We start from the raw sequence: 23,697 nt of genomic DNA, 5'->3' as shown, positions 1-23,697 counted from the left end.
AACGCTATAAACCATTAGAGGCTGTAGTCTCACCTTATCGCTGACGTAGACTCTGGGGATGACGTCCCACTACCGCGAGATCACAGTCATGGCAACAGACATAACTCCCACAGGAGGCTGCGAGCGCGCGGCAGCTCTGTTAGAGGTCTACGGGCGCACGGCCAACGGGCAATTTCTCCCTCGGCTCGCATTGGCAAACAACCTGCTCAAAAGCGTGAACGTCGGAATCACGAACATTCAGGTCAATGTCGCAAATCCGCCTGATCTGACTCCAGTGTTTGATGCGTTAAGGGCGCTGCCACAGCTGCTGCAGGACAAAACTCTTCAGAAGAACTACAGGGCTGTGCTCAACCACTACGAAAACTACCTCCATCACGGGGACGAGCTCTATCTCAAGGATGTGCTACTGCGCTGCGCCACCGAGGTTCCAGATTTCGAGTCTGCGCTGGAAGAAACGCTGAAGGCTCTAGCACCAGACCCGTATGATTATCGCTTTGCCCCAAAAAAACTGGAACCACTTAAAAGCCTCTGCAACTCATACCTCGGCATGCTGGCTTACAACTTCCATGCCGTGACGATCTATCATCCAGACACAGCAACTGACGAGACAGCGATTCAGGTCAAAACCCGACACCATGCAACAGTCCACACCGGCTACTCGCTGCCGAACCGCGCCATCGCCAAATCCACGAAACTGCGAAACATCGGCGTCATGCGCCGATCTTGGGCATACAGGAGATTGGGTGAGCCGGTCAGTATCGCGTACTGAGGCAGTAGCACAGCCAAGGAGCCTTTATTCAGTGCGTCACTGGCCAGCTCTTGGGGCTGGAGCATCACACCAATCCGGGTTCGAAATTAAGCTGATAAAGCGTATACTTCGACTCTCAAAACGAAGCTGAAAAGGCCAAAAGTATACGTTTTCACCTGAGCGTACCGGCTAAGAATTTATGAAATCCCCGTTAACACTGGCCTGTGCGAATGTATACGTAGACCTATATGAATACTATGCCAGTGATCCCAGGTTTCAATACCCCTAGCTCGTAATCGCACCGCCCCCTTCAAGCCTCTGCAAAGAGGCTTGAAGGGTTCACCTACCCCGCCTTTTTCCGCACATTCTTCGTGCTACCCAGCTCGCAAGCTGGAGACCAGCACATCCCTTGCCCGCGTTAACGTTCGATTTTTTTTCAAGCCTCGATGACTGATCGCGAGTGCCTGAATTTTTTTTGCATCGCGATGCAACGAATCTGCTTCGCTCAAATCAGAGGTTTTACACCCCCTGATCGAGAGTCTTGAAATGCAGATACTTCCCCAATCCCAGAATCGCATGCCCGGCCGTGAAACCGAATTGACGCCGCCTGCTGAGCATATCCGGCCTACTTACAAGGGCGCGGGTCGCTTGCAAGGCAAGAAAGCGATCGTGACCGGCGGAGACAGCGGCATCGGCCGCGCCGTGGCCGTCCACTTTGCCCGCGAGAGTGCAGATGTCGCCATCGTCCATTTGCCAGAGGAGGCAGACGACGCGGCGGAATCTATCCGAATGATCGAGGCGGAAGGCGTGCAAGCGCTTTCGATCGAAGCCGACTTGCGCAGCCCCAAAGCGTGCAAACAAGTGATCGACACGGCAATCGGCGCTTTTGGCAGCCTTCATATACTGGTGAACAACGCCGGCATCCAGAAAGTTGCCAAAGACCTGAGCGACATATCAGACAGTGATTGGCTATGGCACTTCGAAATCAATGTCCATGCGATGTTCTTTCTCAGCCGTGCCGCTCTGCCGCACCTCGGCGAAGGCGCATCGATCATCAACACCACATCGGTCAATGCCTTCGCCGGTAACGAGTTCCTTGTCGCCTATTCGACGACCAAGGCCGCTCAAGCAGGTTTTACTCGCGCACTTGCCCTTCAACTGGCCGCCAAAGGCATCAGGGTGAATGAAGTAGCTCCGGGACCTGTCTGGACCTCGATCCAGCCGGCCGGTTTCGGCCCCATGGATCCCCAGATGGTCGCCGACATGGGCAAGGATGTCCCCATGAAACGCATTGGACAGCCCAGTGAGCTTGGGCCGGCGTACGTCTATCTCGCCAGTGAAGAAGCCTCCTTCGTCACCGGGCAGACGATTCATGTCAACGGCGGGATGATCATCAATGGATAATGCCTTCGCCTATGTGGCGCCGCCCCTTTGCGCTTGGATAGACAATCCAAGACACAGCCATTGGCTTGATACGCAGGGGCAGCGCTTACTCGAATTTTCCAAACAATCAAAAGTGACGAACGGTTTCGCCGCGCTTGATGACCACGGTGAACTGACTGCCGATCCAGTGGCTGAAACCATCATCACGGCACGCATGACACACGCCTATGCACTGGGGGCCATTCTCGGCCTGCCCGGGTGCATGCCACTGGTCGAACATGGCGTAACGGCGCTGTTGGGTCCGTTACGCGATCCCGTCAACGACGGTTGGCTACCCGACGCTGCCGATGTATGCGGCCGGAAGCTGGCCTACGTCCATGCGTTCGTTGGCCTGGCTGCATCCTCAGCCTGCGTGGCAGGAGCGCAGAATGCGAGCGTTCTTCTGGACGCAATCGTCAACGTTCTGGAAAGGCACTTTTGGTCAGAGAGCGAAGGGGCGATGCGTGAAAGCTTCGCGGCCGACTGGGGCGATGAGGAGCACTATCGAGGTGCCAACAGCAACATGCACAGCGTTGAAATGTGCATGGCCCTGGCAGATGTACTGGATGCCCCCCTGTGGCGGGACCGCGCGCTCAGAATCGCGACCCGCGTGATCCATGTGCATGCCCGCGCCAATCACTATCGGGTAGCCGAACACTTCGACCCCTCCTGGCACATCGATAAAACCTACAACCAAGACAAACCCACGGATGATCTGCGTCCTTTTGGGATGACGCCCGGTCACTTCTTCGAATGGTCACACCTACTCGTGAAACTGGAAGCTGCGCTTCTGGCCAATGGCAAAGAGGCGCCTGCATGGCTGTTCCAGGATGCGGTAGGACTGTTCAATGCGGGTATTGAAACCGGCTGGGCTGCAGACGGTCTGCCCGGTATTGTCTACACCATTGGTTGGGATGATAGGCCTTGCGTAAAGAACAGAGCCCATTGGGTCCAGGCTGAAGCCATCACGGCAGCAGCCACTCTGCTCAAGCGTACAGGTGATATTCAATATGAAGACTGGTATCGGTCTTTCTGGAATTATGTCGATCAACACGTGATCGACAGACAACTTGGCAGCTGGCACAACGAAGTTGATCCGCAGGGCAAACCTTCTCGTCAGGTGTACCAAGGCAAAGCAGATCTTTATCATGCCTATCAAGCTACTTTGACGCCGACCCTACCCGTCACGCCCTCCATTGCTACAGTGCTAACACGTTGCAACAGGTGAACTGCGGTAACGCTGGACTCTGCTGACGAGGTAGTTGAAATTTCGTTTCAAAGCTTGAACGACTATCGGCAATACTCGATGCATTCCAGCGAGAACACAGGGAACCTGATGTGAATCCACACACGTATAGCCAACCCACCGGGCCCATGACCTCATGACGTCTTCAGGGCGCACGAACGCCACGTCCCACGACGTGGCACGCCTGGCCAACGTCTCGCAGTCAGCGGTTTCCAGGGCGTTCACAGCGGGCGGTAGCGTCTCCGAAGCGAAGCGCAAACGAATCATGGAAGCTGCGGCAGAACTGGGCTACCAGCCCAACCGTCTGCCCGGCATGATGTTGAGCGGTCGGTCGCACATCATTGCCGTGGTGGCTGGAGGTTTCTATAACCCGTTCCACACCATGGCGCTGGACGCCTTTCTCAAGGGCATCAGCGCTCGTGGCAAACAGGCGATGGTCATCCAGGTTGAAAGTGACCGTCTGCTCGACGCGGTGGTTGCAGACTTCGCCGGGTACAGAATCGATGGCGTCGTCAGTTCGCTCTCCGTGGGTTCACATGATATAGCGACAGCCCTCGCTGCTCACCGCGTCCCTGTGGTCACGCTCAACTCAGAGATTACCAACGACTATATCAAGGCAATCAACTGCGACAATCGAGCCGCAGGTCGGTTGGCCGCGCGCCACTTCGTGGAACGGGGAGCTACCCGTTTTGCTTTTATAGGCGGTCCGGGAGATCACATTGCGCATCGAGAACGTGGCCTGGGCTTTGCTCAGGAGTTGGCGGCGCTTGATGCCTGTGCACCTACCATGGTCGAGGGCGACTACACCTATCGTTGTGGATACGATTGGGGCTGTACGTTGGCCACTGACGGCAGCCGTCCGGATGCCGTGTTCTGCACCAATGATCTCATGGCCTTCGGCGTCATGGACGCCATCAGAAAAGAAGGTGGCCTGCGCTGTCCCGAGGACGTGATGATCATAGGCTTCGACAACACACCCGGCGGCGCCTGGAGAAGCTACGACCTGACATCGTTCGATCAGAACCTGGACACTCTCGTTGCAAGGGCACTCAGCCATATCGTGGAACCAGAAGACGAAATCGATGACAGCCAACCGATGCCTCGACTGATAGCAAGAGCAAGTACGAACAGAAATCAGCCAGGCAAAGAACAGGATGTCTAGCCTTTCAGTTCATCGAATGCAGCACGTACTTTCACCAATCGATAACCAATAAACCCGCCCCTTCACGGACTGACCTTGATCGTCCGCGAAGGTTTTCGGAAAACATTGCGTACACTCGAACAGTCCCCACACGGAACCTTCCTCACGGCTGCCCGTCAACCCATCGAACCCACTCTCGGATTGGTCACTACCATGAAAACCACCGTCGCCCTGCTCCTGGCCTGTATGGCCGCCCCCGCCTTCGCTGCCGAGATGTCGCACAGCAACAGCGACATGACGCCGATGCAGCATGAATACATGATGAGCATGGAAACCATGCAGAAATCCATGCACGAAGGCGGTATGGAAAAAGACGCCGACGTGGCGTTCGCCAAAGGCATGCTGGCCCACCACAAGGCGGCGCTGGACATGGCCAGGATCGAGCTCAAATACGGCAAGGACGCGGAAATGCGCAAGCTGGCCGAAGACATCATCAAGGCCCAGCAGGCCGAGATCGACCAGATGGAGACATGGGTCAAGAAGCATCAGAAGTGATGTAGACGTTCGCCTGGGAGTGCCGCCCCCTTCGCCGCTCTGCCCACAAGCCCGCTGCGTCCCACTGTAGGTGCATACACTGTGGGAGCGGGCTCTGCCCGCGAAGAGGCCAGTATGACCACTCCAACACTCCCCCTATTTTCGATGTAAGCTTTCACCCTCCCCGCTCGAACCCCACCTTCAAGGAGTCCGCCCATGAGCAACCGCCAAAGCGAGATCGCCGCCGCCCTGGCCGTGGTCCCCCCGTTCGCCGATGACCACGCCATCGATCAGGAAATAGAACGCCGCAAGGCCTTCATCAAGCAGTGCCTGACCAGCGCAGGCTTGAAAGTCCTGGTGCTGGGCATCAGCGGCGGCGTCGACTCGCTCACGGCCGGACGCCTGGCACAGTTGGCCATTGAGGAACTGCGCGCGAGCACGGGTGATACCGACTACCGGTTCATCGCCGTGCGCCTACCTTACAACGTGCAGCACGACGAGGACGACGCAGCGGCTTCCATGCGCTTCATTCGCGCCGACGTCGAAGAAACGGTGAACATTGCCAGCGCCGTGCAGGGCCTGGCGCAGCAAACCACTCAGCTTCAGGAACTGAGCGATGCCCGTCGCGACTTCGTGATGGGCAACGTCAAGGCGCGGGTGCGCATGGTTGCGCAATACACCATTGCCAATGCCAACAATGGCCTGGTGATCGGTACCGACCATGCGGCCGAAGCGGTCATGGGCTTCTTCACCAAATTCGGTGACGGTGCCTGCGACCTGACGCCCCTGAGCGGTCTGGTAAAGAATCAGGTACGCGCCATCGCCCGCCGCCTGGGCGCGCCGGATAACCTGGTGATGAAGGTGCCAACCGCCGACCTCGAAGAGCTGCGCCCCGGCAAGCCGGACGAAGACGCCCACGGTGTCAGCTACAAGCAGATCGACGCATTCCTCCACGGCGAGCCCGTGGGTGACGAAGCCTATGCGATCATCGTCAAGGCGTACGACCAGACCCGCCACAAGCGGGAGTTGCCGTTTGCGCCTTGAGCAGGGACCGCAGCGAGCCGTTCGCGGCCGCTGACCGCTCCTACAGAGGGCGGAATAGCGTAGAAGCGATCATGGGCCGCGAAAGCCTTGCTTTCAGCCCCTGCTGGCTACCTGAATCAGCGTCTTCATCTCCGCCACCGCCGCTTTGAACCCGACGAACAACGCATGGGCCACCAACGCGTGACCGATGTTCAACTCGTTCACGCCGCGAATCGCTGCGATCGGCTCGACGTTGTGATAGTGCAGGCCGTGGCCGGCATTGACGATCAAGCCCTGCCCCAGGCCGAAGCCGACGCCGTCGACGATGCGCTGCAGCTCAGCGGCCACTTCGCTCGGGGTCTGGGCATCGGCGTAGCGGCCGGTGTGCAGTTCGATCGCCGGCGCGCCGATGCGCTTCGAGGCTTCGATCTGGCGCTCGTCGGCATCGATGAACAGCGACACTTCGCAGCCCAGCTTGCTCAGGCGCTCGACCGCGGCCTTGATCTTGGCTTCCTGTCCGGCGACATCCAGACCACCCTCGGTGGTCAGCTCCTCACGGGTTTCGGGCACCAGGCACACATGGGCCGGACGAATCTGCTCGGCGAAGGTCAGCATGGCCTCGGTAACGCCCATTTCGAAGTTCATGCGGGTCTGCAAGACGTCCTTGAGCAGCAGCACATCGCGCGGCTGGATGTGCCGGCGGTCTTCGCGCAGGTGCACGGTGATACCGTCGGCGCCCGCTTCCTCGGCGTCGAGCGCGGCCTTGACCGGGTCGGGATAGCGCGTGCCACGGGCCTGGCGCAAGGTCGCCACGTGATCGATGTTGACGCCCAACAGAATGCGGTTACAGGTATCCACGAGAACTCTCCGAAAAATCCAAGGCACAGCATACGTGTTGGTCAGGGCTTGCGAAACAACTCGCGGCTGACCAGCGGACGACCGCCCAGGTGCACGGCCAGGGCCTGGCGCATCAGGCGCTTGGCTGCGGCCAGCGCGCCTGGCGTTTCCCAACTGGCCTGGGCCATGGCGAGCAATTCGGCGCCCTGAAACAGTCCGGGTTGCAGCAGCTCGACTCGCTCCAGGCCGGCATCCACCAACAGGCGGTACAAGCCGTCGGTTGCCACCGGGTCACCGTTGACGTCCATGTCCAGGGCGAAGCCATAGCCGAGCTGGTCCAGCAGGCGCCATTCGAAGGAGCGCAGCAGAGGCTCCAGAGCACGCCCGGCACCGAGCGCCTGGAGGGTCGCGGCGTAGTGTTCGAACACCTGAGGATGAGGGTCTTCGCTGGGCAACAGGCGAATGATCAACTCGTTGAGGTACAGGCCGCTGAACAGCGCGTCACCGAGCATCCATACCGCCACCCCGGCGGATTCCATGCGCGAGACGTTCTTGAGTTCGCCTTTGCCGCGAAACTCGACTTCCAGCGGCACGAAGGGCCGCGCCAGGGTGCCGGCCTTGCCGCGCGCATTGCGCAGCACGGCCCGCAGGCGGCCCTGGGGGGTGAGAAAGTCGACCAAGGCGCTGGTTTCGCGGTAGGCACGCGAGTGCAGGACGTAGGCGGGTTGTGGCGTTGGGGTGGTCGACATGTGGGCGACTCGGGATTGGCGGGTGTCTGAGCGGGCCTCTTCGCGGGCAGAGCCCGCTCCCACATAGACCGTGCATGCCCTGCGATGTGCTGCCCCGTGGGAGCGGTCAGTGGCCGCTCCCACAGAGATCGCGAACGCTCGGCGACGTGCTTCCTCGTAGGAGCGGTCAGTGGCCGCGAAAAGGCCAACGCGAGGCCAGGTTGTGGATTACTGGTCGTTATACCCGAGCGAACGCAGCGCGCGCTCGTCATCGGACCAGCCGCCCTTCACTTTCACCCACAGGTTGAGCATGACCTTGGAGTCGAACAGCACTTCCATATCCTTGCGCGCCTCCATGCCGATGCGCTTGATGCGCTCGCCCTTGTCGCCAATGATGATCTTCTTCTGACCATCACGTTCGACCAGGATCAAGGCATGGATGTGCAGGGTCTTGCCCTGCTGCTTGAATTCTTCGATTTCCACGGTGATCTGGTACGGCAGCTCGGCACCCAGCTGGCGCATGATCTTCTCGCGCACCAGTTCGGCGGCCAGGAAGCGGCTGCTGCGATCGGTGATCTGGTCTTCCGGGAAGAAATGCTCGTTCTCGGGCAAGTGCCCGGCAATGACCTTTTCCAGCGCGTCCAGGTTATGCCCCTGCTGCGCGGAAATGGGCACGATCTCGGCGTTCGGCAACTGCTCCTGCAGCCAGGTCAGGTGCGGCATCAGCTCAGCCTTGTCCTCGATGCGATCGGTCTTGTTGATCGCCAGGATCACCGGTCCCTGCACGTACTGCACGCGCTCGAGAACCAGCTGGTCTTCGTCGGTCCACTTGGTGCGGTCGACCACGAAGATCACTACATCGACGTCTTTCAACGCCGCCGACGCAGTCTTGTTCATGTAGCGGTTCAGGGCTTTCTCGTTGCCCTTGTGCATGCCCGGCGTGTCCACGTAGACCGCCTGGATCTCGCCCTCGGTCTTGATGCCCAGCATGTTGTGGCGGGTGGTCTGCGGCTTGCGCGACGTGATCGCCAGCTTCTGCCCCAGGATGTGGTTGAGCAGCGTCGACTTGCCGACATTCGGGCGGCCAACGATGGCTACATAGCCACAACGGGTAACGGGTGCATCAGTCATTGCCATTCTCCACGCCCAGGGCGATCAGGGCAGACGCGGCGGCCACCTGTTCGGCGATGCGACGGCTGACGCCCTGGCCCCGGCTTTTCTCATTCAGAAGGACGACTTCACACTCGACGAAAAACTGTCGGCAGTGCGGGTCGCCCTGGATATCCACCACTTCATAGCGCGGCAGTTCAGCACCGCGCGACTGGAGGAACTCCTGCAGGCGGGTCTTGGGATCTTTGTTGGTATCGACCAGGGTCAGCCCTTCGAACTGACCTTCCAGCCAGGCCAGCACACGATCGCGCGCTGCCTCCATACCGGCGTCCAGGTAGATGGCGCCGATCAAGGCTTCCAGCGCATCGGCCAGGATCGATTCACGACGGAAACCGCCACTCTTCAGTTCGCCCGAGCCCAGGCGCAGGTAGTCGCCCAGATCGAAGCCGCGGGCCAGGATGGCCAGGGTCTCGCCCTTGACCAGGCGCGCTCGCAGCCGTGAAAGCTGCCCTTCACGGGCTTGCGGGAAGCGTTCGAAAAGCGCTTCGCCCGCCACGAAATTGAGGATCGCATCGCCCAGAAACTCGAGACGCTCGTTGTTGCGCCCGGCGAAGCTGCGGTGAGTCAGTGCCAGCACCATCAGGTCCTGGTCCTTGAAGGTGTAGCCCAGTTGGCGCTCGAGGCGGCCGAGGGAAGCGGTCACGGCTTGACCACGCTGAACTGACGATCGAACTTCACTACCACGTCCAGATTCTGGATCAGTGGCTCACGCTTTTCATACTTGAGGTGGGCCTGAAACACATTGCCCGCATCGGTGACGCTCAAAACCTTGTTCAAATCCAGATCCTGAATATTGTTGACCTGCATGGCCCGGCTGACGTGGCCATAGAATTCACCCACCGTATCGACTCGGGCGGACTTGTCGGCGCCGATCGATTCGATGGCTTGGGAGAGGGTCCGGTTATCCATGTAGTGCGGCACCAGCTTGAAAGCCGTGCTCGCCACGAACGCCACCACCGCCAGGGTCAGCAACCAGCCGACGATGGACATGCCTTGCTGAAACTTCACTGCGTTCATGCCGGACACCTCGGAAAACATTCGGCGCCGTCCATGGACGGCGCCGACAGCGCTACTTGATCAGCCCGACTCGGGAGAAGTTGGGCAAGTGGCTGAGCTTGGGTTCAGGCCAGCTCATCCAGATGGCGAAGGCCTTGCCGACGATGTTCTGGTCGGGGACCATGCCCAGCAGCTCCTTGGGAATCGACGGGTCGTCCCAGTAGCGGCTGTCGTTGGAGTTGTCGCGGTTGTCACCCATCATGAAGTAGTGCCCGGCGGGCACGGTCCACTGGCTGTCGGGCGGCGCACGGTAGCGGGACATTTCCTGACGGATCACGTGTTCGACCTCGCCCAGCTTTTCCTTGTACAGCTCGGCGCTGCCCAGACTGCCCGGCTCGCTGCCGACCAGCTGGCGGGCGATCAACTCGCCGTTGACGTACAGCTGCTTGTCCGAAGTGTAGCGAATCCGGTCGCCCGGCAAGCCGATCACACGCTTGATGTAGTTGACGTTGGGGTCGCTGGGGTAGCGGAACACCATGACGTCGCCACGCTTGGGATCGTTGACCTCGATGACCTTCTTGTCCAGCACCGGCAGGCGAATGCCGTAGGAGAACTTGTTGACGAGGATGAAATCACCCACTTCCAGGGTCGGGATCATCGAACCCGACGGGATCTGGAACGGCTCCACCAGAAACGAACGCAGCACCAGCACGATGAACAGCACCGGGAAGAACGACTTGCCGTACTCCACCAGCAGCGGTTCCTTGTCCAGGCGTTCGACCACCGACGGCTCGGGCTGGCTGACGCTGCCCTCGTAGTTGGCGATCGCAGCCCGTCGCCGTGGCGCCAGGAAGACCAGATCAAGCAAGGCCAGCAGACCGCAAACGGCTACGGCGATAACCAACAACAGCGGGAAATTTAGGGACATAGGACTCGATTATTCCAACCTGAGCACAGCAAGGAAGGCTTCCTGTGGAATTTCCACGTTGCCGACCTGCTTCATGCGTTTCTTACCGGCCTTCTGTTTCTCCAACAGTTTGCGCTTACGGCTCACGTCGCCGCCGTAACACTTGGCCAGTACGTTCTTTCTGAGCGCCTTGACAGTGGTCCGGGCGATAATCTGTCCGCCAATGGCGGCCTGGATTGCCACATCGAACATCTGCCGAGGGATCAGCTCCTTCATCTTCTCGGTCAAAGCACGACCCTTGTAGGCCGCGTTGTCGCGGTGCACGATCAGCGCCAGGGCATCGACCTTGTCGCCGTTGATCAGCACGTCCAGCTTGACCAGGTTGGCCGACTGGTAACGCTCGAAATGGTAGTCCAGCGAAGCATAGCCACGGCTGGTGGATTTCAGGCGGTCGAAGAAGTCCAGCACCACTTCGTTCATCGGCAGGTCGTAGCGAACCTGAACCTGGCTGCCGAGGAACTGCATGTCGCGCTGCACGCCGCGCTTCTCGATGCACAGGGTAATGACGTTGCCCAGGTGCTCTTGAGGCACAAGAATAGTCGCCGATACGATCGGCTCGCGGAAGTCCTCGACGGATGAAACATCCGGAAGCTTCGACGGGTTGTCGACATAAATGGTTTCGCCGGTCTTCATGACCACTTCGAAGATCACGCTCGGGGCCGTGGTGATCAGGTCCAGGTCGTACTCGCGCTCCAGGCGCTCCTGGATGATTTCCATGTGCAGCATGCCCAGGAACCCGCAGCGGAAGCCGAAGCCCAGGGCGTCGGAGCTTTCGGGCAGGTACTGCAGCGACGAATCGTTGAGGGTCAGTTTCTGCAGGGCATCGCGGAAATCTTCGAAGTCTTCCGAGCTGACCGGGAACAGGCCGGCGTAGACCTGTGGCTGAATGCGTTTGAAACCGGGCAGCACAGGCACGTCAGGGGTGCTGCTCAAGGTCAGGGTGTCGCCGACCGGCGCGCCGTGAATGTCCTTGATGCTGCCGATGATGAAGCCCACTTCGCCGGCCTTGAGGTCAGCGGTGGCCGTGTGCTTGGGGGTGAAGACGCCGACGCTGTCGACCAGGTGCACCTTGCCGGTGGACTTGACCAGAATCTTGTCGCCCTTCTTCACCCGGCCATGGCGCACGCGCACCAGCGAGACGACGCCCAGGTAGTTGTCGAACCAGGAGTCGATGATCAGCGCCTGCAGTGGCGCATCGATGTCGCCGGTAGGGGCCGGGATGGTATGCACCAGGCGTTCGAGCACGTCGATCACGCCCATGCCGCTCTTGGCGCTGCACGCCACGGCGTCGGTGGCGTCGATGCCGATGATCTTCTCGATCTCGTCCTTGACCTTGTCCGGATCGGCCTGGGGCAAGTCCATCTTGTTCAGCACCGGCATCACTTCCAGGCCCTGCTCGATGGCCGTGTAGCAGTTGGCCACGGACTGGGCTTCGACGCCCTGCCCGGCATCGACCACCAGCAGCGCGCCTTCGCAAGCCGCCAGCGAGCGGCTGACTTCATAGGTGAAGTCGACGTGGCCCGGGGTGTCGATGAAGTTCAGCTGGTAGGTTTTGCCGTCCTGCGCCTTGTAGTGCAGGGTGACGCTGTGCGCCTTGATGGTGATCCCGCGCTCACGCTCCAGGTCCATGGAGTCCAGGACCTGGGCCTCCATTTCGCGGTCGGCCAGGCCGCCGCACATCTGGATGAACCGATCGGCGAGGGTCGACTTGCCGTGATCGATGTGGGCGATGATGGAGAAATTGCGGATATGACTCAAATCACTCACGGGTCAACACTCAAAAAGGCTGCGGGCCGGACGCCCAACGAAAAATAGCCGGGAATTGTACCTGAATAACGTTCGGGTGTGGGAGCCGGTGGGTTACGGGTGGCAGTGCCGACGTCTTCGCGGGCAGAGTCCCGCTCCCACAGTTCATGCGATCACTCGGTTCCGTGTGGGAGCGGGTCTCTGCCCGCGAAGGCCACACCACCGATTACAAAAAAGGCGACCCGAAGGTCGCCTTTCGTTCACCTACCCCAAGCTTATTCGGCCAGCTTGAAGGTAATGAAGCTCGCCCGCCCCTGACGCAGCACGCGCATGGACACCGAACGGTTCTTCGGCAGGCCCTTGGCGATGTCGGCGAACTGCTTCGACGACTCGATGGCCTGGTTGTTCAGGTGGGTGATGACATCACCAGGCTGCAGGCCGATCAGTGCCGCCGGACCGTCCTGCACTTCCTTGATGACCACGCCGCCCTTGAGCTCCAGCGACTTCTTCTGCTCGGCAGTCAGCTCCGCGACCGACACGCCGAGGCGGTTGCTGCTGCGCTCGGTCTGGGCCTTGGCACCGGCATCCAGGTCCTGATCGTCATCGGGCATCGCGCCGACGGTGACGTCGATGGTGCGGCGCTTGCCTTCGCGGATCACTTCCAGGCTCGCCTTCGCACCGGCCTTGAGACCGCCCACGAGATGCGGCAGGTCGGCCGACATGTCGATCGGCTGGCCGTTCATGCTCAGGATCACGTCACCCACCTGCAAGCCACCCTTGGCGGCCGGGCCGTCTTCGAGCACCTGCGCCACCAGCGCGCCGGCCGGCTTGTCCAGACCGAACGACTCGGCCAGGTCCTTGTTGACCTCCTGGATGACCACACCCAACCAGCCGCGGCTGACCTTGCCGTCTTTCTTGAGCTGATCCGACACATCCAGGGCCACGTCGATCGGAATGGCGAAGGACAGGCCCATGAAGCCACCGGAGCGGGTGAAGATCTGCGAGTTGATGCCCACCACTTCACCGTTCATGTTGAACAGCGGGCCGCCCGAGTTGCCTGGGTTGATGGCCACGTCGGTCTGGATGAACGGCACGTAGGCGTCGTTGGGCAAGGTACGACCCTTGGCGCTGACGATACCCTTGGTCACCGAATGGTCGAAGCCGAACGGCGAGCCGATGGCCAGCACCCATTCGCCCACTTTAAGCTTGGCGGAATCACCCAGCTTCACTGTGGGCAGGTTCTTGCCATCGATTTTCAGCAACGCCACGTCGGTCCGTGGATCGGTGCCGACCAGTTTGGCCTTGAGCTCGCTGCGGTCGGACAGACGCACGATGATTTCGTCGGCATCGGCGATCACGTGATTGTTGGTCAGCACATAGCCGTCAGCCGAAACGATGAACCCCGAGCCCAGCGACTGCGCTTCGCGCTGCCGATCGCCGCGCTGCGGAGACCGTGGTCCGCCGCGGGGCATGTTGCGCTCGAAGAACTCGCGGAACATCGGCGGCAGACCTTCCAGGTCCGGCATCTGGCTGGCAGCCACACCGCGGTCCGGCAGTTTCTGCGTGGTACTGATGTTCACCACCGCGGGCGACGCCTGCTCGACCAGTGTCGTGAAATCAGGCAGCGCTTCAGCCTGGACGCTGGCGATCTGGCCCAGCATCAGCACTGCCGCGAACAGTGAAAGAAAGGGTTTGAAACGTGGTATCGACATACGGCTCCCGTTCGTAACGAGCGTGGTTGAGCAATAGGGTTGTGCAGCCGCTGAAGGCAAATTCAGCGCAGAGCGGAATCCATGCTTGACTGCGGCGCACGGCAGCGAACCTGTGACGACTGAAAAGGCTCGCCCCCGAAGCACTGACCTATAAGAAAAAATCCGGCGGTTTGCAACCCGCATGAAACAGGTTTCACGTTAACTCGCGGCGATTATCCAGGCATGAAGCGCTAGCAAGGGCCATGAACACGCCATGACGCACGCCCCCTTCAGCGTAGAACATGAACATCCTGGCGCTGTATGGACAGGGCAATTCGCTCTGCTGTACCCAAGGGAATTTCACCCACCACGGTGATCATCATTTCGCCATCCGAAGACTTCAGGCGACGCGACACGGCTGCCGTGGGACCCAGCTGCACACGGGTATCACGCGCAGAGGCGCCATTGAGCGGTTCGAGAAACACAGAGAAATGCGCAAGGCCATCGGCGTACAGCAGGCTGGTCACATCAGCATTGCTGGCCGAAGATTTGCGCTGAGCGGTCTGCGCCAATTCGAAGCCGGCAGGTACCCAATTGGCCTGCCATGCGAGGGCATTGCCGGGGGCTGAACCGCTGCTCGCATGCAACACAGGCTTACAATTTGGCGTCGCCTTCAAGTCGGCAGGCGCAGGCGCTCCTGGCTGAAGCTGGGTGTACTGCAGACGTTCGAGCAGGCGCCCCTTGGCATCGATCAACAGGGACTTGAGCAACAATCCCGTGTGCGCATCCAGGTGCATTTCGAAGGCGTAGCGATCACGATCACGCGGCACCATGGTCACGACCACAGCGTCGCGCCCGGCGACTCTCGAAGCACCGGCCACACGCAATTGGTACCACGACATCAGCTTGAGCGGATCGAGGGTTGCGGCAGCGCTGCTGGACACCTTGCCACCCCCGGACACCGGGCTGCCCGTCATGCAGGTCAGCCGACCGTCGGTCTGCACCCGCTCGGAGGCGACGCCGTCGAGCTTGAGCACACGGTCGTGCACCGCGCCGTTACCGGCGCGGTGCCATATCTGGTAGGTAGAAAAGTCACCGTCGCGTTCGTAGACGAAGGTCCCCTGAAAATCCTGCGTACGCTCGGCTTGCGCCATTGCGTCCAGCCATTGAGCCGCATCGGGTGCGGCAATGGCCGGTGCGGCCAGGCCAAGTAGAATTGGCAGAAACAGGGCCGCACGCATGATCGGGATTAACGGTTTTCCATGCTCGCGGAGCGGGCGGATGGCAGGGCACTGTCAGAACCTTTGGCAGCGGCTTCTTGCGAATGCTGACGCAGGTAACCTGGCAGACGCTGGTCGTTCAGACCTTCTTCGCCTTTGAGCACACCGCTGGCCATCGGGCCTGGCGCATCGGAGCTGTCCGGTGTGTAACCGGCCAGCACGGCTGGACCTTGCACCATCGGGGTCGACGGGGCTTGCTGGGCTGGCTGCTGCTGAGCGAGCTCGGAGCCGGTGATGTCGTCCTGGTTGTACAGGCGAACACCGGCCAGCACGGCAACGGTCACCGATGCCGCAACGGCCAGACGACCGAGGCTACGCCACGGACCGCGAGCAGCCGGGGCTGGGGCGATGTCTTCGGCAATGGCTACCGACACCGCAGCCGACAGATCCAGACGCGGATCCAGAAGATCCTTGTGCATGACGGCACGAACGAGCTGGTAACGTGCCCAGGTGGCACGGACCTCGACATCGTCCAACGCGGTCAGTACCCGACGCAGTTCCAATTCGTCCGCTTCGTTATCCATCACTGCGGACAGCGATTCCTGCAGGGCTTCACGACTCATGGCGTTCCTCTCTTGGCTATCGCCGCTGTCTCAGGATTCCTGCAACAACGGCTGCAGGGCTTTGTCGATGGCTTCCCGGGCACGGAAAATCCGCGACCGCACGGTCCCCACCGGACACTGCATGACACTGGCAATGTCTTCGTAACTCAGACCATCGAACTCGCGCAGCGTCAGTGCCGTGCGCAGGTCTTCAGGCAGCTGCTGGATGGTTCGATGGACGGTGCCTTCGATCTCATCGCGCAGCAATGAACGTTCTGGAGACTCGAGGTCCTTGAGGCCATGATCGCCGTCATAGAACTCCGCATCTTCAGAACTTACGTCGCTGTCCGGTGGCCTGCGTCCGCGGGACACCAGATAGTTTTTCGCCGTGTTGATGGCGATACGGTACAGCCACGTATAGAACGCGCTGTCTCCGCGAAAGTTGCCCAATGCGCGGTAGGCCTTGATGAAAGCCTCCTGCGCCACGTCCTGGGCTTCATGGGTGTCGTGCACGAATCGCACGATCAACCCGAGAATCTTGTGCTGGTATTTCAGCACCAACAGATCGAAAGCTCGCCGATCACCGCGTTGTACACGCTCGACCAGCTGCTGATCCTCTTCCTGGGTTAGCATGAACACTCCTCATGGGTCCGGAAGGAGCGCTGCTCAGGCCATCGTTCAGGCTTGCAACCATAGACTCGGGCTATTCGCAAAAGTTCTCCCCTCCAGGCAAGTTTCCCGCAGGCCCGGATCAAGCCTGCACGGAAAGCGCAGCTCGAACGTGCCGAGCTGCGCCGATAATCTTTTCACCGATGACAGCACCCAGACCTAGCCAGTGCGCTCGTTGTTCGGCGTTGTTTCCTTCTTACGGGCAACCTTCTATTGATTGCAGGGGTTCTAGGAAAGTTCCCACAAATACGAAGGTGAAGCCCTACACACAAAGGCCATGAATTCCTGGCACTGAAGTGCTTCAGCACCGACTACCTGCCCAAAGTGCCTGCCGCCATAGCGCAAGCCTTGATGTGGCTGCTATAAATGCCGCGCCATACCGGTGGGAAACGATTCCCTCGTGTGTCGAAGGTGCCGCTATTGTGCCGCTACCCCCTTGGATATACCAGCGGGATGTGCACAACGGGCGCGAACGGCGCGGTGGATGGCGACTCACGCGACATTACTTTCGGCATGCGGATGACCTTCGAATGGGTAAGCAACGGCAAAACGATGTTCTTGTAATCGGTAGCGGAGCCGCGGGCTTGAGCCTTGCGCTGGCGTTGCCCGCCACGCTGCGCATCGCGGTCATCAGCAAGGGCGGGCTCGGCGACGGCTCCACACCGTGGGCCCAAGGCGGGGTCGCCGCCGTGCTTGCAGACTCCGACAGCGTGGAAGCTCACGTGCAGGACACCCTCGATGCCGGTGCCGGCCTGTGCAATGAAGAAGCGGTGCGCTTCACGGTGCAGCACAGTCGCGCAGCGATTGAGTGGCTGGTCGAGATGGGCGTGCCGTTCACCCGCGAGGATGATTCGGATCCGGAACATACCGGCTTCCCCTTTCACCTCACGCGTGAAGGAGGCCATAGCCAGCGCCGCATCATCCATGCGGCCGATGCCACCGGCGCGGCTCTGTTCGACACCTTGCTGGCCCAGGCGCGTCTGCGTCCGAACATCGAGTTGCTGGAACAGTGCGCCGCGGTCGACCTGATCACCGAACGGCGCCTGGGCCGCACGGAGGATCGCTGCCTGGGCGCCTATGTGCTGGATCACCGCAGCGGTGAAGTGGACACCCATGGGGCGCGCTTCACCGTCTTGGCCACCGGCGGCGCTGCCAAGGTCTACCTCTATACCAGCAACCCCGACGGCGCCTGCGGCGATGGCATTGCCATGGCCTGGCGCGCAGGCTGTCGCGTGGCCAATCTGGAATTCAACCAGTTCCACCCCACCTGCCTGTACCACCCCCAGGCCAAGAGTTTCCTGATCACCGAGGCGCTGCGCGGTGAAGGCGCCCTGCTCACGCTGGCCAATGGCGAACGCTTCATGCCGCGGTTCGATTCGCGCGCAGAGCTGGCACCACGCGATATCGTCGCACGTGCCATTGACCACGAGATGAAACGCACGGGCGCCGAATGCGTGTACCTGGACATCAGCCACAAGCCGGCGGACTTCGTGCGCAGTCACTTCCCGACGGTGCACCAGCGTTGCCTGGCATTCGGCATCGATATCACCTGCCAGCGCATTCCCGTGGTGCCCGCAGCGCACTACACCTGCGGCGGCGTGCTGGTCGATGAGCATGGCTGCACCGACGTCCCCCGCCTGTACGCCATTGGCGAGACCAGCTCCACTGGCCTGCACGGCGCCAATCGCATGGCCAGCAACTCGTTGCTCGAGTGCATCGTCTATGCGCGTTCGGCTGCCGAGCACATCGTCGCGCAACTGGACCAGACCCAAGCGCCCGGGCCGTTGCCGCAGTGGGACGCGAGCCAGGTGACCGATTCGGACGAAGACGTGATCATCGCGCACAACTGGGACGAGTTGCGTCGCTTCATGTGGGACTACGTGGGCATCGTGCGCACCACCAAACGCTTGCAGCGCGCCCAGCATCGAGTGCGCCTGCTGCTCGACGAGATCGACGAGTTCTACAGCAACTACAAGGTCAGCCGCGACCTGATCGAACTGCGCAATCTGGCACAGGTGGCCGAGCTGATGATCACGTCGGCCATGCAGCGCAAGGAAAGCCGCGGCCTGCATTACACGCTGGACTATCCGGACCTGCTGCCGCAGGCGCAGGACACTATCCTGCAGCCGCCCACCTTCGTCGGCTGAATTTGAGGCGCAGGCGCATGCGCCGGTGGGTGTCTGCGTCCAGGCCGTCGGGCAGCACACAGGCGCTGCGCACGCGACGCTGGCCGGCCAGGCGAAAGCGCAGAATGACCACCTGCGGCAGCGCCATGCTGTCCGGACGCAGTTGCACCGCCTGCCAGCCATCGGCCTCGGTCCACACCGACCAGCCACTGCGATCGCGACGCAAACCGGTGACGGCCTGGGGATGGGCGAGTAACACCTCTCGCGGCAGCACATAAAGCCCATGCGCAATGCACAGCACCCCGGCCGCAAGGTGCACGAGCACCGGCGCCTCCATCAAGCCGTTCGCCAGCCAGGCGGCGGCCTGCGCCAGTGCGTAGAGCGCCAGCAGCCGTCGTGAAGGCTGCCAGTGGCATTCGAAGCGGTTACTTGGGCTGGACACGGTCCAGGATCATCCGGACCATGCGCTGCAGCTCGGGGTCCTGCGACTCGTTGCGCTCCATGAACCAGCCGAACATGTCCTGATCTTCACATTCGAGCAGGCGCACATAGAGGTCGCGATCCACCTGATTCAAGTGGGGATAGACTTCCTTGACGAAAGGCACCAGCAACACGTCCAGCTCCAGCATGCCGCGGCGGCTGTGCCAGTAAAGCCGGTTGAGTTCAACGTTTTCGACCATGGGGGGCTCCTTGAATAGGCGCGCAGTATACAGAGGCGCCGATGGGGTGTCAGGGCGGCAGGGATAGCATTCCCCCGGTGCGGGGCTCTATGATGATGTCCATTCTTTTCAACTCAGCGATAACCCATGTCCGATACCGCTATGTTCTGCACCCTGGCCCACGAGGGCGTCCTGGCCGTTCGCGGCTCGGACGCCAGCAAGTTTCTGCAGGGCCAGCTGACCTGCAATCTCAACTACCTGGACGAGCACACTGCCAGCCTCGGTGCACGCTGCACCCAGAAAGGCCGCATGCAGTCCAGCTTCCGCATCCTGTTGCAAGGCGATGGCTGCGTGCTGGCCATGGCCCGCGGCCTGGTCGAAGCGCAGTTGGCCGACCTGAAAAAGTACGCCGTGTTCTCCAAGTCCAAATTGACAGACGAAAGTGATGCCTGGGTGCGTTTCGGCGTACAGCATGGCGATGGCGCGCTGACTGCTCTGGGCCTGCAACTGCCCCTGGAAACCGACGCGGTGGTGCGCCATGGCGCGCTGATCGCGGTACGGGTATCCCCCGCCCGAGCCGAGCTGTGGGCGCCTGCCGAGCAAGCGGAAAATCTGGCCGCGCGGCTGGGTGAACAATTGGCTCAGGGCTCGCTCGACGAGTGGCTGCTGGGGCAGATCCGCGCCGGTATCGGTCAAGTAGTGGAACCGACCCGCGAGCTGTTCATCCCGCAGATGCTCAACCTGCAGGCCGTGGGCGGCGTGAGCTTCAAGAAGGGTTGCTACACCGGCCAGGAAATCGTCGCGCGCATGCAGTACCTGGGCAAGCTCAAGCGCCGCCTTTACCACGTTCGACTGGCCGGCTCGACACGACCGGAGCCAGGTACCGGGTTGTTCTCGCCGGTGCACGGCAGCGCCATCGGCGAGATCGCCCTGGCCGCACCGACGAGCGATGGCTACGAGGCCCTGGCGGTCCTTCAGGACAACGCCGTCGAAGATGGTCGCATCCACCTGGGTAGCCTGGAAGGTCCGGCGCTGGAACTTCTCACCCTGCCCTATACACTTGATCGAGACCGAGAAATCCAGCGCTAGCAGCGTCCTGCCCAGCGCTAGCAGCGCCCTGCAAAGGGCCTGCGCACTCTACCACCGCGATGCCGAGGCGCCGAATGAACCAGCTGGCCGATACAGTACAACGCGACTTGCTGGCCGCCATCGAGCGAGACGACCTGGTTTTGCCGACCATGCCGGAAGTGGCCATCAAAATCCGCGAAGCGGCGGAGGACGACAACGTCAGCGTCAATCGCCTCAGCCAGGTCATCGGTCAGGACGCGGCGCTCTCGGCGCGTCTGCTTAAGGTGGTCAACAGCCCGCTGCTGCGGGCCAGCTTCGAAGTGACCGACGTGCGCACGGCGATCAATCGCCTGGGTGTCAACTACAGCAGCAACCTGGCCATCGGTCTGGTGATCGAGCAGATTTTCCATGCCCGCGCCCCTGCCGTGCAGAGCCGCATGCGTGAGGCCTGGCGAACCAGCCTGGAGGTTGCGGGCATGTGCACCGAACTGGCGCGGCGTTTCACTTCGCTCAAGCCCGACCGCGCCGCCCTGGCCGGCCTGGTGCACCAGATCGGCGTACTGCCGATTCTGACCTACGCTCAGGAGCGCAACGAACTGCTCTCTGACCCGGTTTGCCTCAGCCATGTGATCGAGCACATTCACCCTCGGATTGGCGACCGTATCCTGCGCAAATGGGATTTCCCGGCGATGCTGGCGAAGGTCCCCGGCCAGTTTCTCGATCTGAACCGGGACAACACCGAAACCGATTACGGCGACCTGGTGATGATCGCCACCCTGCTGCGCCTGCCGCACAACACCGGCCTACCGACCCTGGTCGAACACCCGGCGTATCAACGCCTGGAGATCAAGCAGAGCCCGGTGCTGCTGGCCAGTGACTTGATGCACGCACAGACGCTGCTCAGCTAGAGCGGAAAGTCGACACGCACTTTCAAACCGCCTCGGGCGCCATCGTGCAGGCTGATCCGCGCCATGTGGGCGCGACAGATCTCGCCGACGATCGCCAGGCCCAGCCCGGTACCGGCGCTGTGCGGGTTGCGCCGATAGAAACGCTCGAACACGCGATCGCGTTCATCTGCCGGAATACCCGGCCCGTCGTCCTCCACTTCGAGGATGCCGGGGGCCAGCACACGCAGGATGACGTTGCCGCCAGCCGGGGTATGGGCCAGGGCGTTGTCCACCAGGTTGCTGAGCAATTCGTTGAGCAACGTCGGCTCGCCGCGCAGCCAGATCGGCTGGTCGGCCTCCAGTGCCAAGGCTACCCCCCGGCCATGGGCCAAAGGCGCCATGGCCATGCCCAGTTCGCGCGCCAGCTGGCTCAGGTCCAGACGCTGGGCGCCGCCTTCGGCAATGGCCCGGGCGCCGTTCTCGACCCTGGCCAGGGACAGCAACTGGTTGGCCAGGTGGGTCAGCTTGTCGGTGCCCTGCACCGCTTCCTGCAACGTGGTCCGCCAGACCTCCGGCTGCTCGGCACGCAAGCCTAGCTCGACGCGTGCCTTGAGCGCGGCCAGCGGCGTGCGCAACTCATGGGCGGCATCGGCGATGAACTGCGCTTGCCGCTCGAACTGAACGCGCAGGCGTTCGGTGAAATGGTTGAGCGCCTGCACCAGCGGCCACAGCTCGCGCTGCACTTCCACCAATGGCAAGGGCCGCAGGTCATCGGGCTGACGGTCCTCGACTTCGTCGCGCAGGCGCTCCAATGGCCGCAACGCTGCGCTGACCGTGATCCACACCAGCAGCAACGCGCCGATGCCCAGCATGCCCAGACGCAACAGGGTGTCGGCCATCAGGCTGCGAGCCATGGAGACACGCGCCTCTTCGGTCTCGGCCACGCGAATTTCCGCCATGCCGATCATGTTTGGCTCGCTGACGGCCTTGAGCAGGCTGACCACGCGCACGTCCTGGCCCAGGTAGCGACCGCTGTAGAAGGTGGCCAGGGCCGGATAATCGTCCGTGCGTGGCGTGCCCTTGGGCGGCGCCGGCAGGTTTTCGTAGCCGGAGATCAGTTTGTTGTCGATGTCGTTGACCTGGTAATAGATACGTCCGGCGCTGTCGTAGGCGAAGGTATCCAGCGCCACGTAGGGCACGTCCGCGCTGAGTGTGCCATCGCGCTGGGACAGCCCGGCGGCGATGGTACGCGCCGACGCCAGCAGGGTCCGGTCATAGGCCGTGTCGGCCGCTTCACGCCCGTTCCAGTAGGCACTCAGGCCGCTGGCCAGCATGAGGAAGACCAGCAGCATCGCAAGGTTCCACAGCAACCGCCAACGCAGGCTGCTGACCTCACGCATCGCGGCTTTCCAACAGATAGCCCAGACCCCGGAAGGTGACGATGGCGATCGGCTGCTTGTCGAGTTTCTTGCGCAGGCGGTGCACGTAGATCTCGATGGCGTCGGCACTGGCCTCTTCGTCCAGGCCGAACACCTGGGCCGCCAACTGCTCCTTGCTCATCACCCGCCCTGGCCGGGCGATCAGCGCTTCGAGCACCGCCTGCTCGCGGGAGGTGAGGGTCAGCAACTCCTTGCCCAGGGTGAAGCGGCGCGTGTCCAGGTCGTAGGCCAGCGGACCGCAGCGCTGCTGCCGCTCTCCTCCAAGCACGGTGCGCCGCAGCAGCGCCTTGACCCGGGCTTCGAGTTCGGTGAGCTCGAAAGGCTTGGCCAGGTAGTCGTCGGCGCCCAGGTTCAGACCATGGACGCGATCCTTGACGTCGCTGCGCGCGGTGAGCATCAAGACCGGCAGGTTCTTGCCCCGCGCCCGCAGGCGCGCCAGCACCTCGAAACCATCGAGCCTGGGCAGGCCGACATCCAATATGGCGGCAGCGTATTCTTCGCTGGCCAGGGCCAGGTCCGCAGCCACGCCGTCGTGCAGCACATCGACGGTCAGGCCGGTGGCCTTGAGCGCCTGGGCAACACTTTCGGCCAACTGCAGGTGATCTTCTACAAGCAGGACACGCATCGGTATTCCTCACGGCCAATCTTTTTCAGGTCGAGATGATGTCGCCGCAGTACGATGTTGGCTGCCACCGAAACCTTGCGCGAACGACTCATCAAGCGCTTTATGGGCCCGAGTTTACAGGGCCGCGCCGCGCTGTGAAGCAGTCTTGGCAGA

24 protein-coding genes are annotated in these 23,697 nt (G+C 61.5%); 9 read left to right on the top strand and 15 right to left on the bottom strand.

All coding sequences use genetic code 11. From position 1 onward, the window contains the following. The first annotated feature begins 88 nt into the window (after window positions 1–88). From AC788_RS11295 to nadE, 6 genes are all read left to right on the top strand, one after another. Window positions 89–769 carry a hypothetical protein gene (locus tag AC788_RS11295; protein WP_152965736.1) on the top strand — a complete coding sequence of 227 codons (681 nt, stop codon included), beginning with the start codon at window positions 89–91 and terminating at the stop codon, window positions 767–769. Between the two features lie 525 nt (window positions 770–1,294). Beyond that, window positions 1,295–2,152, top strand: a complete 858-nt coding sequence (locus AC788_RS11290; RefSeq protein ID WP_049860734.1) for a glucose 1-dehydrogenase — start codon at window positions 1,295–1,297, stop codon at window positions 2,150–2,152. After that, window positions 2,145–3,398 (top strand): D-mannose isomerase, encoded by a 1,254-nt coding sequence (locus AC788_RS11285; RefSeq protein ID WP_049860733.1) that lies wholly within the window; start codon window positions 2,145–2,147, stop codon window positions 3,396–3,398. Before AC788_RS11290 ends, AC788_RS11285 begins: the two co-directional genes overlap by 8 nt. Before the next feature lie 193 nt (window positions 3,399–3,591). Next, entirely contained in the window at window positions 3,592–4,578 is a 987-nt protein-coding gene (locus AC788_RS11280; RefSeq protein WP_161804297.1) for a LacI family DNA-binding transcriptional regulator, read from the top strand. 192 nt (window positions 4,579–4,770) lie between these two features. Further along, entirely contained in the window at window positions 4,771–5,112 is a 342-nt protein-coding gene (gene copM / locus AC788_RS11275; protein WP_049860731.1) for a CopM family metallochaperone, read from the top strand. A gap of 195 nt (window positions 5,113–5,307) precedes the next feature. Next, the gene (nadE, locus tag AC788_RS11270; RefSeq protein WP_049860730.1) at window positions 5,308–6,135 is read left to right on the top strand and encodes an ammonia-dependent NAD(+) synthetase; all 828 of its coding nucleotides are present in this window, start codon (window positions 5,308–5,310) and stop codon (window positions 6,133–6,135) included. Window positions 6,136–6,228: 93 nt separating this feature from the next. On the opposite strand, the gene pdxJ is transcribed toward nadE, so the two are convergent. The 11 genes from pdxJ to rpoE all read right to left on the bottom strand — a co-directional run bounded on the left by pdxJ (window position 6,229) and on the right by rpoE (window position 16,704). Further along, window positions 6,229–6,972 carry a pyridoxine 5'-phosphate synthase gene (pdxJ, locus tag AC788_RS11265; protein WP_049860729.1) on the bottom strand — a complete coding sequence of 248 codons (744 nt, stop codon included), beginning with the start codon at window positions 6,970–6,972 and terminating at the stop codon, window positions 6,229–6,231. Between the two features lie 41 nt (window positions 6,973–7,013). Further along, window positions 7,014–7,700: a DNA repair protein RecO gene (gene recO, locus AC788_RS11260; protein ID WP_049860728.1), complete on the bottom strand. Its 687-nt coding sequence runs from the start codon at window positions 7,698–7,700 to the stop codon at window positions 7,014–7,016. Window positions 7,701–7,907: 207 nt separating this feature from the next. Beyond that, window positions 7,908–8,810 (bottom strand): GTPase Era, encoded by a 903-nt coding sequence (gene era / locus AC788_RS11255; protein WP_049860727.1) that lies wholly within the window; start codon window positions 8,808–8,810, stop codon window positions 7,908–7,910. Beyond that, entirely contained in the window at window positions 8,803–9,492 is a 690-nt protein-coding gene (gene rnc, locus AC788_RS11250; protein WP_049860726.1) for a ribonuclease III, read from the bottom strand. Before rnc ends, era begins: the two co-directional genes overlap by 8 nt. After that, window positions 9,489–9,866 (bottom strand): DUF4845 domain-containing protein, encoded by a 378-nt coding sequence (locus AC788_RS11245; protein ID WP_049860762.1) that lies wholly within the window; start codon window positions 9,864–9,866, stop codon window positions 9,489–9,491. Before AC788_RS11245 ends, rnc begins: the two co-directional genes overlap by 4 nt. Before the next feature lie 52 nt (window positions 9,867–9,918). Then, window positions 9,919–10,773: a signal peptidase I gene (lepB, locus tag AC788_RS11240; RefSeq protein WP_049860725.1), complete on the bottom strand. Its 855-nt coding sequence runs from the start codon at window positions 10,771–10,773 to the stop codon at window positions 9,919–9,921. Between the two features lie 9 nt (window positions 10,774–10,782). Next, window positions 10,783–12,579 carry a translation elongation factor 4 gene (gene lepA / locus AC788_RS11235; protein WP_049860724.1) on the bottom strand — a complete coding sequence of 599 codons (1,797 nt, stop codon included), beginning with the start codon at window positions 12,577–12,579 and terminating at the stop codon, window positions 10,783–10,785. A 254-nt stretch (window positions 12,580–12,833) separates the two neighbouring features. Further along, window positions 12,834–14,219, bottom strand: a complete 1,386-nt coding sequence (locus AC788_RS11230) for a DegQ family serine endoprotease (protein ID WP_236690508.1) — start codon at window positions 14,217–14,219, stop codon at window positions 12,834–12,836. Window positions 14,220–14,539: 320 nt separating this feature from the next. After that, window positions 14,540–15,490 carry a MucB/RseB C-terminal domain-containing protein gene (locus AC788_RS11225; RefSeq protein ID WP_049860722.1) on the bottom strand — a complete coding sequence of 317 codons (951 nt, stop codon included), beginning with the start codon at window positions 15,488–15,490 and terminating at the stop codon, window positions 14,540–14,542. Between the two features lie 8 nt (window positions 15,491–15,498). After that, complete coding sequence (locus tag AC788_RS11220; RefSeq protein WP_049860721.1) at window positions 15,499–16,092, bottom strand: sigma-E factor negative regulatory protein; 594 nt, start codon at window positions 16,090–16,092, stop codon at window positions 15,499–15,501. Window positions 16,093–16,122: 30 nt separating this feature from the next. Continuing rightward, the gene (rpoE, locus tag AC788_RS11215; RefSeq protein ID WP_011535354.1) at window positions 16,123–16,704 is read right to left on the bottom strand and encodes an RNA polymerase sigma factor RpoE; all 582 of its coding nucleotides are present in this window, start codon (window positions 16,702–16,704) and stop codon (window positions 16,123–16,125) included. A gap of 566 nt (window positions 16,705–17,270) precedes the next feature. On the opposite strand from rpoE, the gene nadB reads away from it, so the two are divergent. Next, window positions 17,271–18,887, top strand: a complete 1,617-nt coding sequence (gene nadB / locus AC788_RS11210) for an L-aspartate oxidase (protein WP_049860720.1) — start codon at window positions 17,271–17,273, stop codon at window positions 18,885–18,887. Here nadB and AC788_RS11205 read toward each other — a convergent pair. After that, the gene (locus tag AC788_RS11205; RefSeq protein ID WP_049860719.1) at window positions 18,856–19,308 is read right to left on the bottom strand and encodes a protein YgfX; all 453 of its coding nucleotides are present in this window, start codon (window positions 19,306–19,308) and stop codon (window positions 18,856–18,858) included. The two genes, nadB and AC788_RS11205, sit on opposite strands and share 32 nt — an antisense overlap. Continuing rightward, a complete protein-coding gene (locus AC788_RS11200) occupies window positions 19,292–19,546 on the bottom strand; it encodes an FAD assembly factor SdhE (RefSeq protein WP_043187050.1) in 255 nt (84 codons plus the stop codon). Before AC788_RS11200 ends, AC788_RS11205 begins: the two co-directional genes overlap by 17 nt. A 126-nt stretch (window positions 19,547–19,672) precedes the next feature. Here AC788_RS11200 and ygfZ point away from each other — a divergent pair, with 126 nt between their 5' ends. Together ygfZ and AC788_RS11190 are read left to right on the top strand one after the other, a co-directional pair. Next, entirely contained in the window at window positions 19,673–20,614 is a 942-nt protein-coding gene (gene ygfZ, locus AC788_RS11195) for a CAF17-like 4Fe-4S cluster assembly/insertion protein YgfZ (protein ID WP_049860718.1), read from the top strand. A gap of 74 nt (window positions 20,615–20,688) precedes the next feature. Then, window positions 20,689–21,501 (top strand): HDOD domain-containing protein, encoded by an 813-nt coding sequence (locus AC788_RS11190; protein WP_049860717.1) that lies wholly within the window; start codon window positions 20,689–20,691, stop codon window positions 21,499–21,501. Here AC788_RS11190 and AC788_RS11185 read toward each other — a convergent pair. Both AC788_RS11185 and AC788_RS11180 read right to left on the bottom strand, forming a co-directional pair. Next, entirely contained in the window at window positions 21,498–22,880 is a 1,383-nt protein-coding gene (locus AC788_RS11185) for a sensor histidine kinase (RefSeq protein ID WP_049860715.1), read from the bottom strand. The two genes, AC788_RS11190 and AC788_RS11185, sit on opposite strands and share 4 nt — an antisense overlap. Further along, window positions 22,873–23,544, bottom strand: coding sequence for a response regulator (locus AC788_RS11180; protein ID WP_049860714.1), 672 nt, complete (start codon window positions 23,542–23,544; stop codon window positions 22,873–22,875). The genes AC788_RS11185 and AC788_RS11180 overlap by 8 nt, the downstream gene beginning before the upstream one ends. Between the last annotated feature and the right edge of the window lie 153 nt (window positions 23,545–23,697).

This window comes from Pseudomonas sp. RIT-PI-a, assembly GCF_001187875.1.
Classification (GTDB): domain Bacteria; phylum Pseudomonadota; class Gammaproteobacteria; order Pseudomonadales; family Pseudomonadaceae; genus Aquipseudomonas; species Aquipseudomonas coleopterorum.
Note: the sequence above shows the minus strand (reverse complement) of the source record. Positions and strands in the feature narration are given on the sequence as shown.

Bases quoted from the DNA above. Each gene is read 5' to 3' on its own strand.
- era (WP_049860727.1), bottom strand. From the start codon at position 8,810: ATGACTGATGCACCCGTTACCCGTTGTGGCTATGTAGCCATCGTTGGC.
- nadE (WP_049860730.1), top strand. From the start codon at position 5,308: ATGAGCAACCGCCAAAGCGAGATCGCCGCCGCCCTGGCCGTGGTCCCC.
- AC788_RS11185 (WP_049860715.1), bottom strand. From the start codon at position 22,880: ATGCGTGAGGTCAGCAGCCTGCGTTGGCGGTTGCTGTGGAACCTTGCG.
- copM (WP_049860731.1), top strand. From the start codon at position 4,771: ATGAAAACCACCGTCGCCCTGCTCCTGGCCTGTATGGCCGCCCCCGCC.
- nadB (WP_049860720.1), top strand. From the start codon at position 17,271: ATGGGTAAGCAACGGCAAAACGATGTTCTTGTAATCGGTAGCGGAGCC.
- AC788_RS11230 (WP_236690508.1), bottom strand. From the start codon at position 14,219: ATGCTGGGCCAGATCGCCAGCGTCCAGGCTGAAGCGCTGCCTGATTTC.
- AC788_RS11295 (WP_152965736.1), top strand. From the start codon at position 89: ATGGCAACAGACATAACTCCCACAGGAGGCTGCGAGCGCGCGGCAGCT.
- AC788_RS11220 (WP_049860721.1), bottom strand. From the start codon at position 16,092: ATGAGTCGTGAAGCCCTGCAGGAATCGCTGTCCGCAGTGATGGATAAC.
- AC788_RS11290 (WP_049860734.1), top strand. From the start codon at position 1,295: ATGCAGATACTTCCCCAATCCCAGAATCGCATGCCCGGCCGTGAAACC.
- lepB (WP_049860725.1), bottom strand. From the start codon at position 10,773: ATGTCCCTAAATTTCCCGCTGTTGTTGGTTATCGCCGTAGCCGTTTGC.
- rpoE (WP_011535354.1), bottom strand. From the start codon at position 16,704: ATGCTAACCCAGGAAGAGGATCAGCAGCTGGTCGAGCGTGTACAACGC.
- AC788_RS11225 (WP_049860722.1), bottom strand. From the start codon at position 15,490: ATGCGTGCGGCCCTGTTTCTGCCAATTCTACTTGGCCTGGCCGCACCG.
- AC788_RS11180 (WP_049860714.1), bottom strand. From the start codon at position 23,544: ATGCGTGTCCTGCTTGTAGAAGATCACCTGCAGTTGGCCGAAAGTGTT.
- AC788_RS11285 (WP_049860733.1), top strand. From the start codon at position 2,145: ATGGATAATGCCTTCGCCTATGTGGCGCCGCCCCTTTGCGCTTGGATA.
- recO (WP_049860728.1), bottom strand. From the start codon at position 7,700: ATGTCGACCACCCCAACGCCACAACCCGCCTACGTCCTGCACTCGCGT.
- ygfZ (WP_049860718.1), top strand. From the start codon at position 19,673: ATGTCCGATACCGCTATGTTCTGCACCCTGGCCCACGAGGGCGTCCTG.
- AC788_RS11200 (WP_043187050.1), bottom strand. From the start codon at position 19,546: ATGGTCGAAAACGTTGAACTCAACCGGCTTTACTGGCACAGCCGCCGC.
- AC788_RS11245 (WP_049860762.1), bottom strand. From the start codon at position 9,866: ATGAACGCAGTGAAGTTTCAGCAAGGCATGTCCATCGTCGGCTGGTTG.
- AC788_RS11190 (WP_049860717.1), top strand. From the start codon at position 20,689: ATGAACCAGCTGGCCGATACAGTACAACGCGACTTGCTGGCCGCCATC.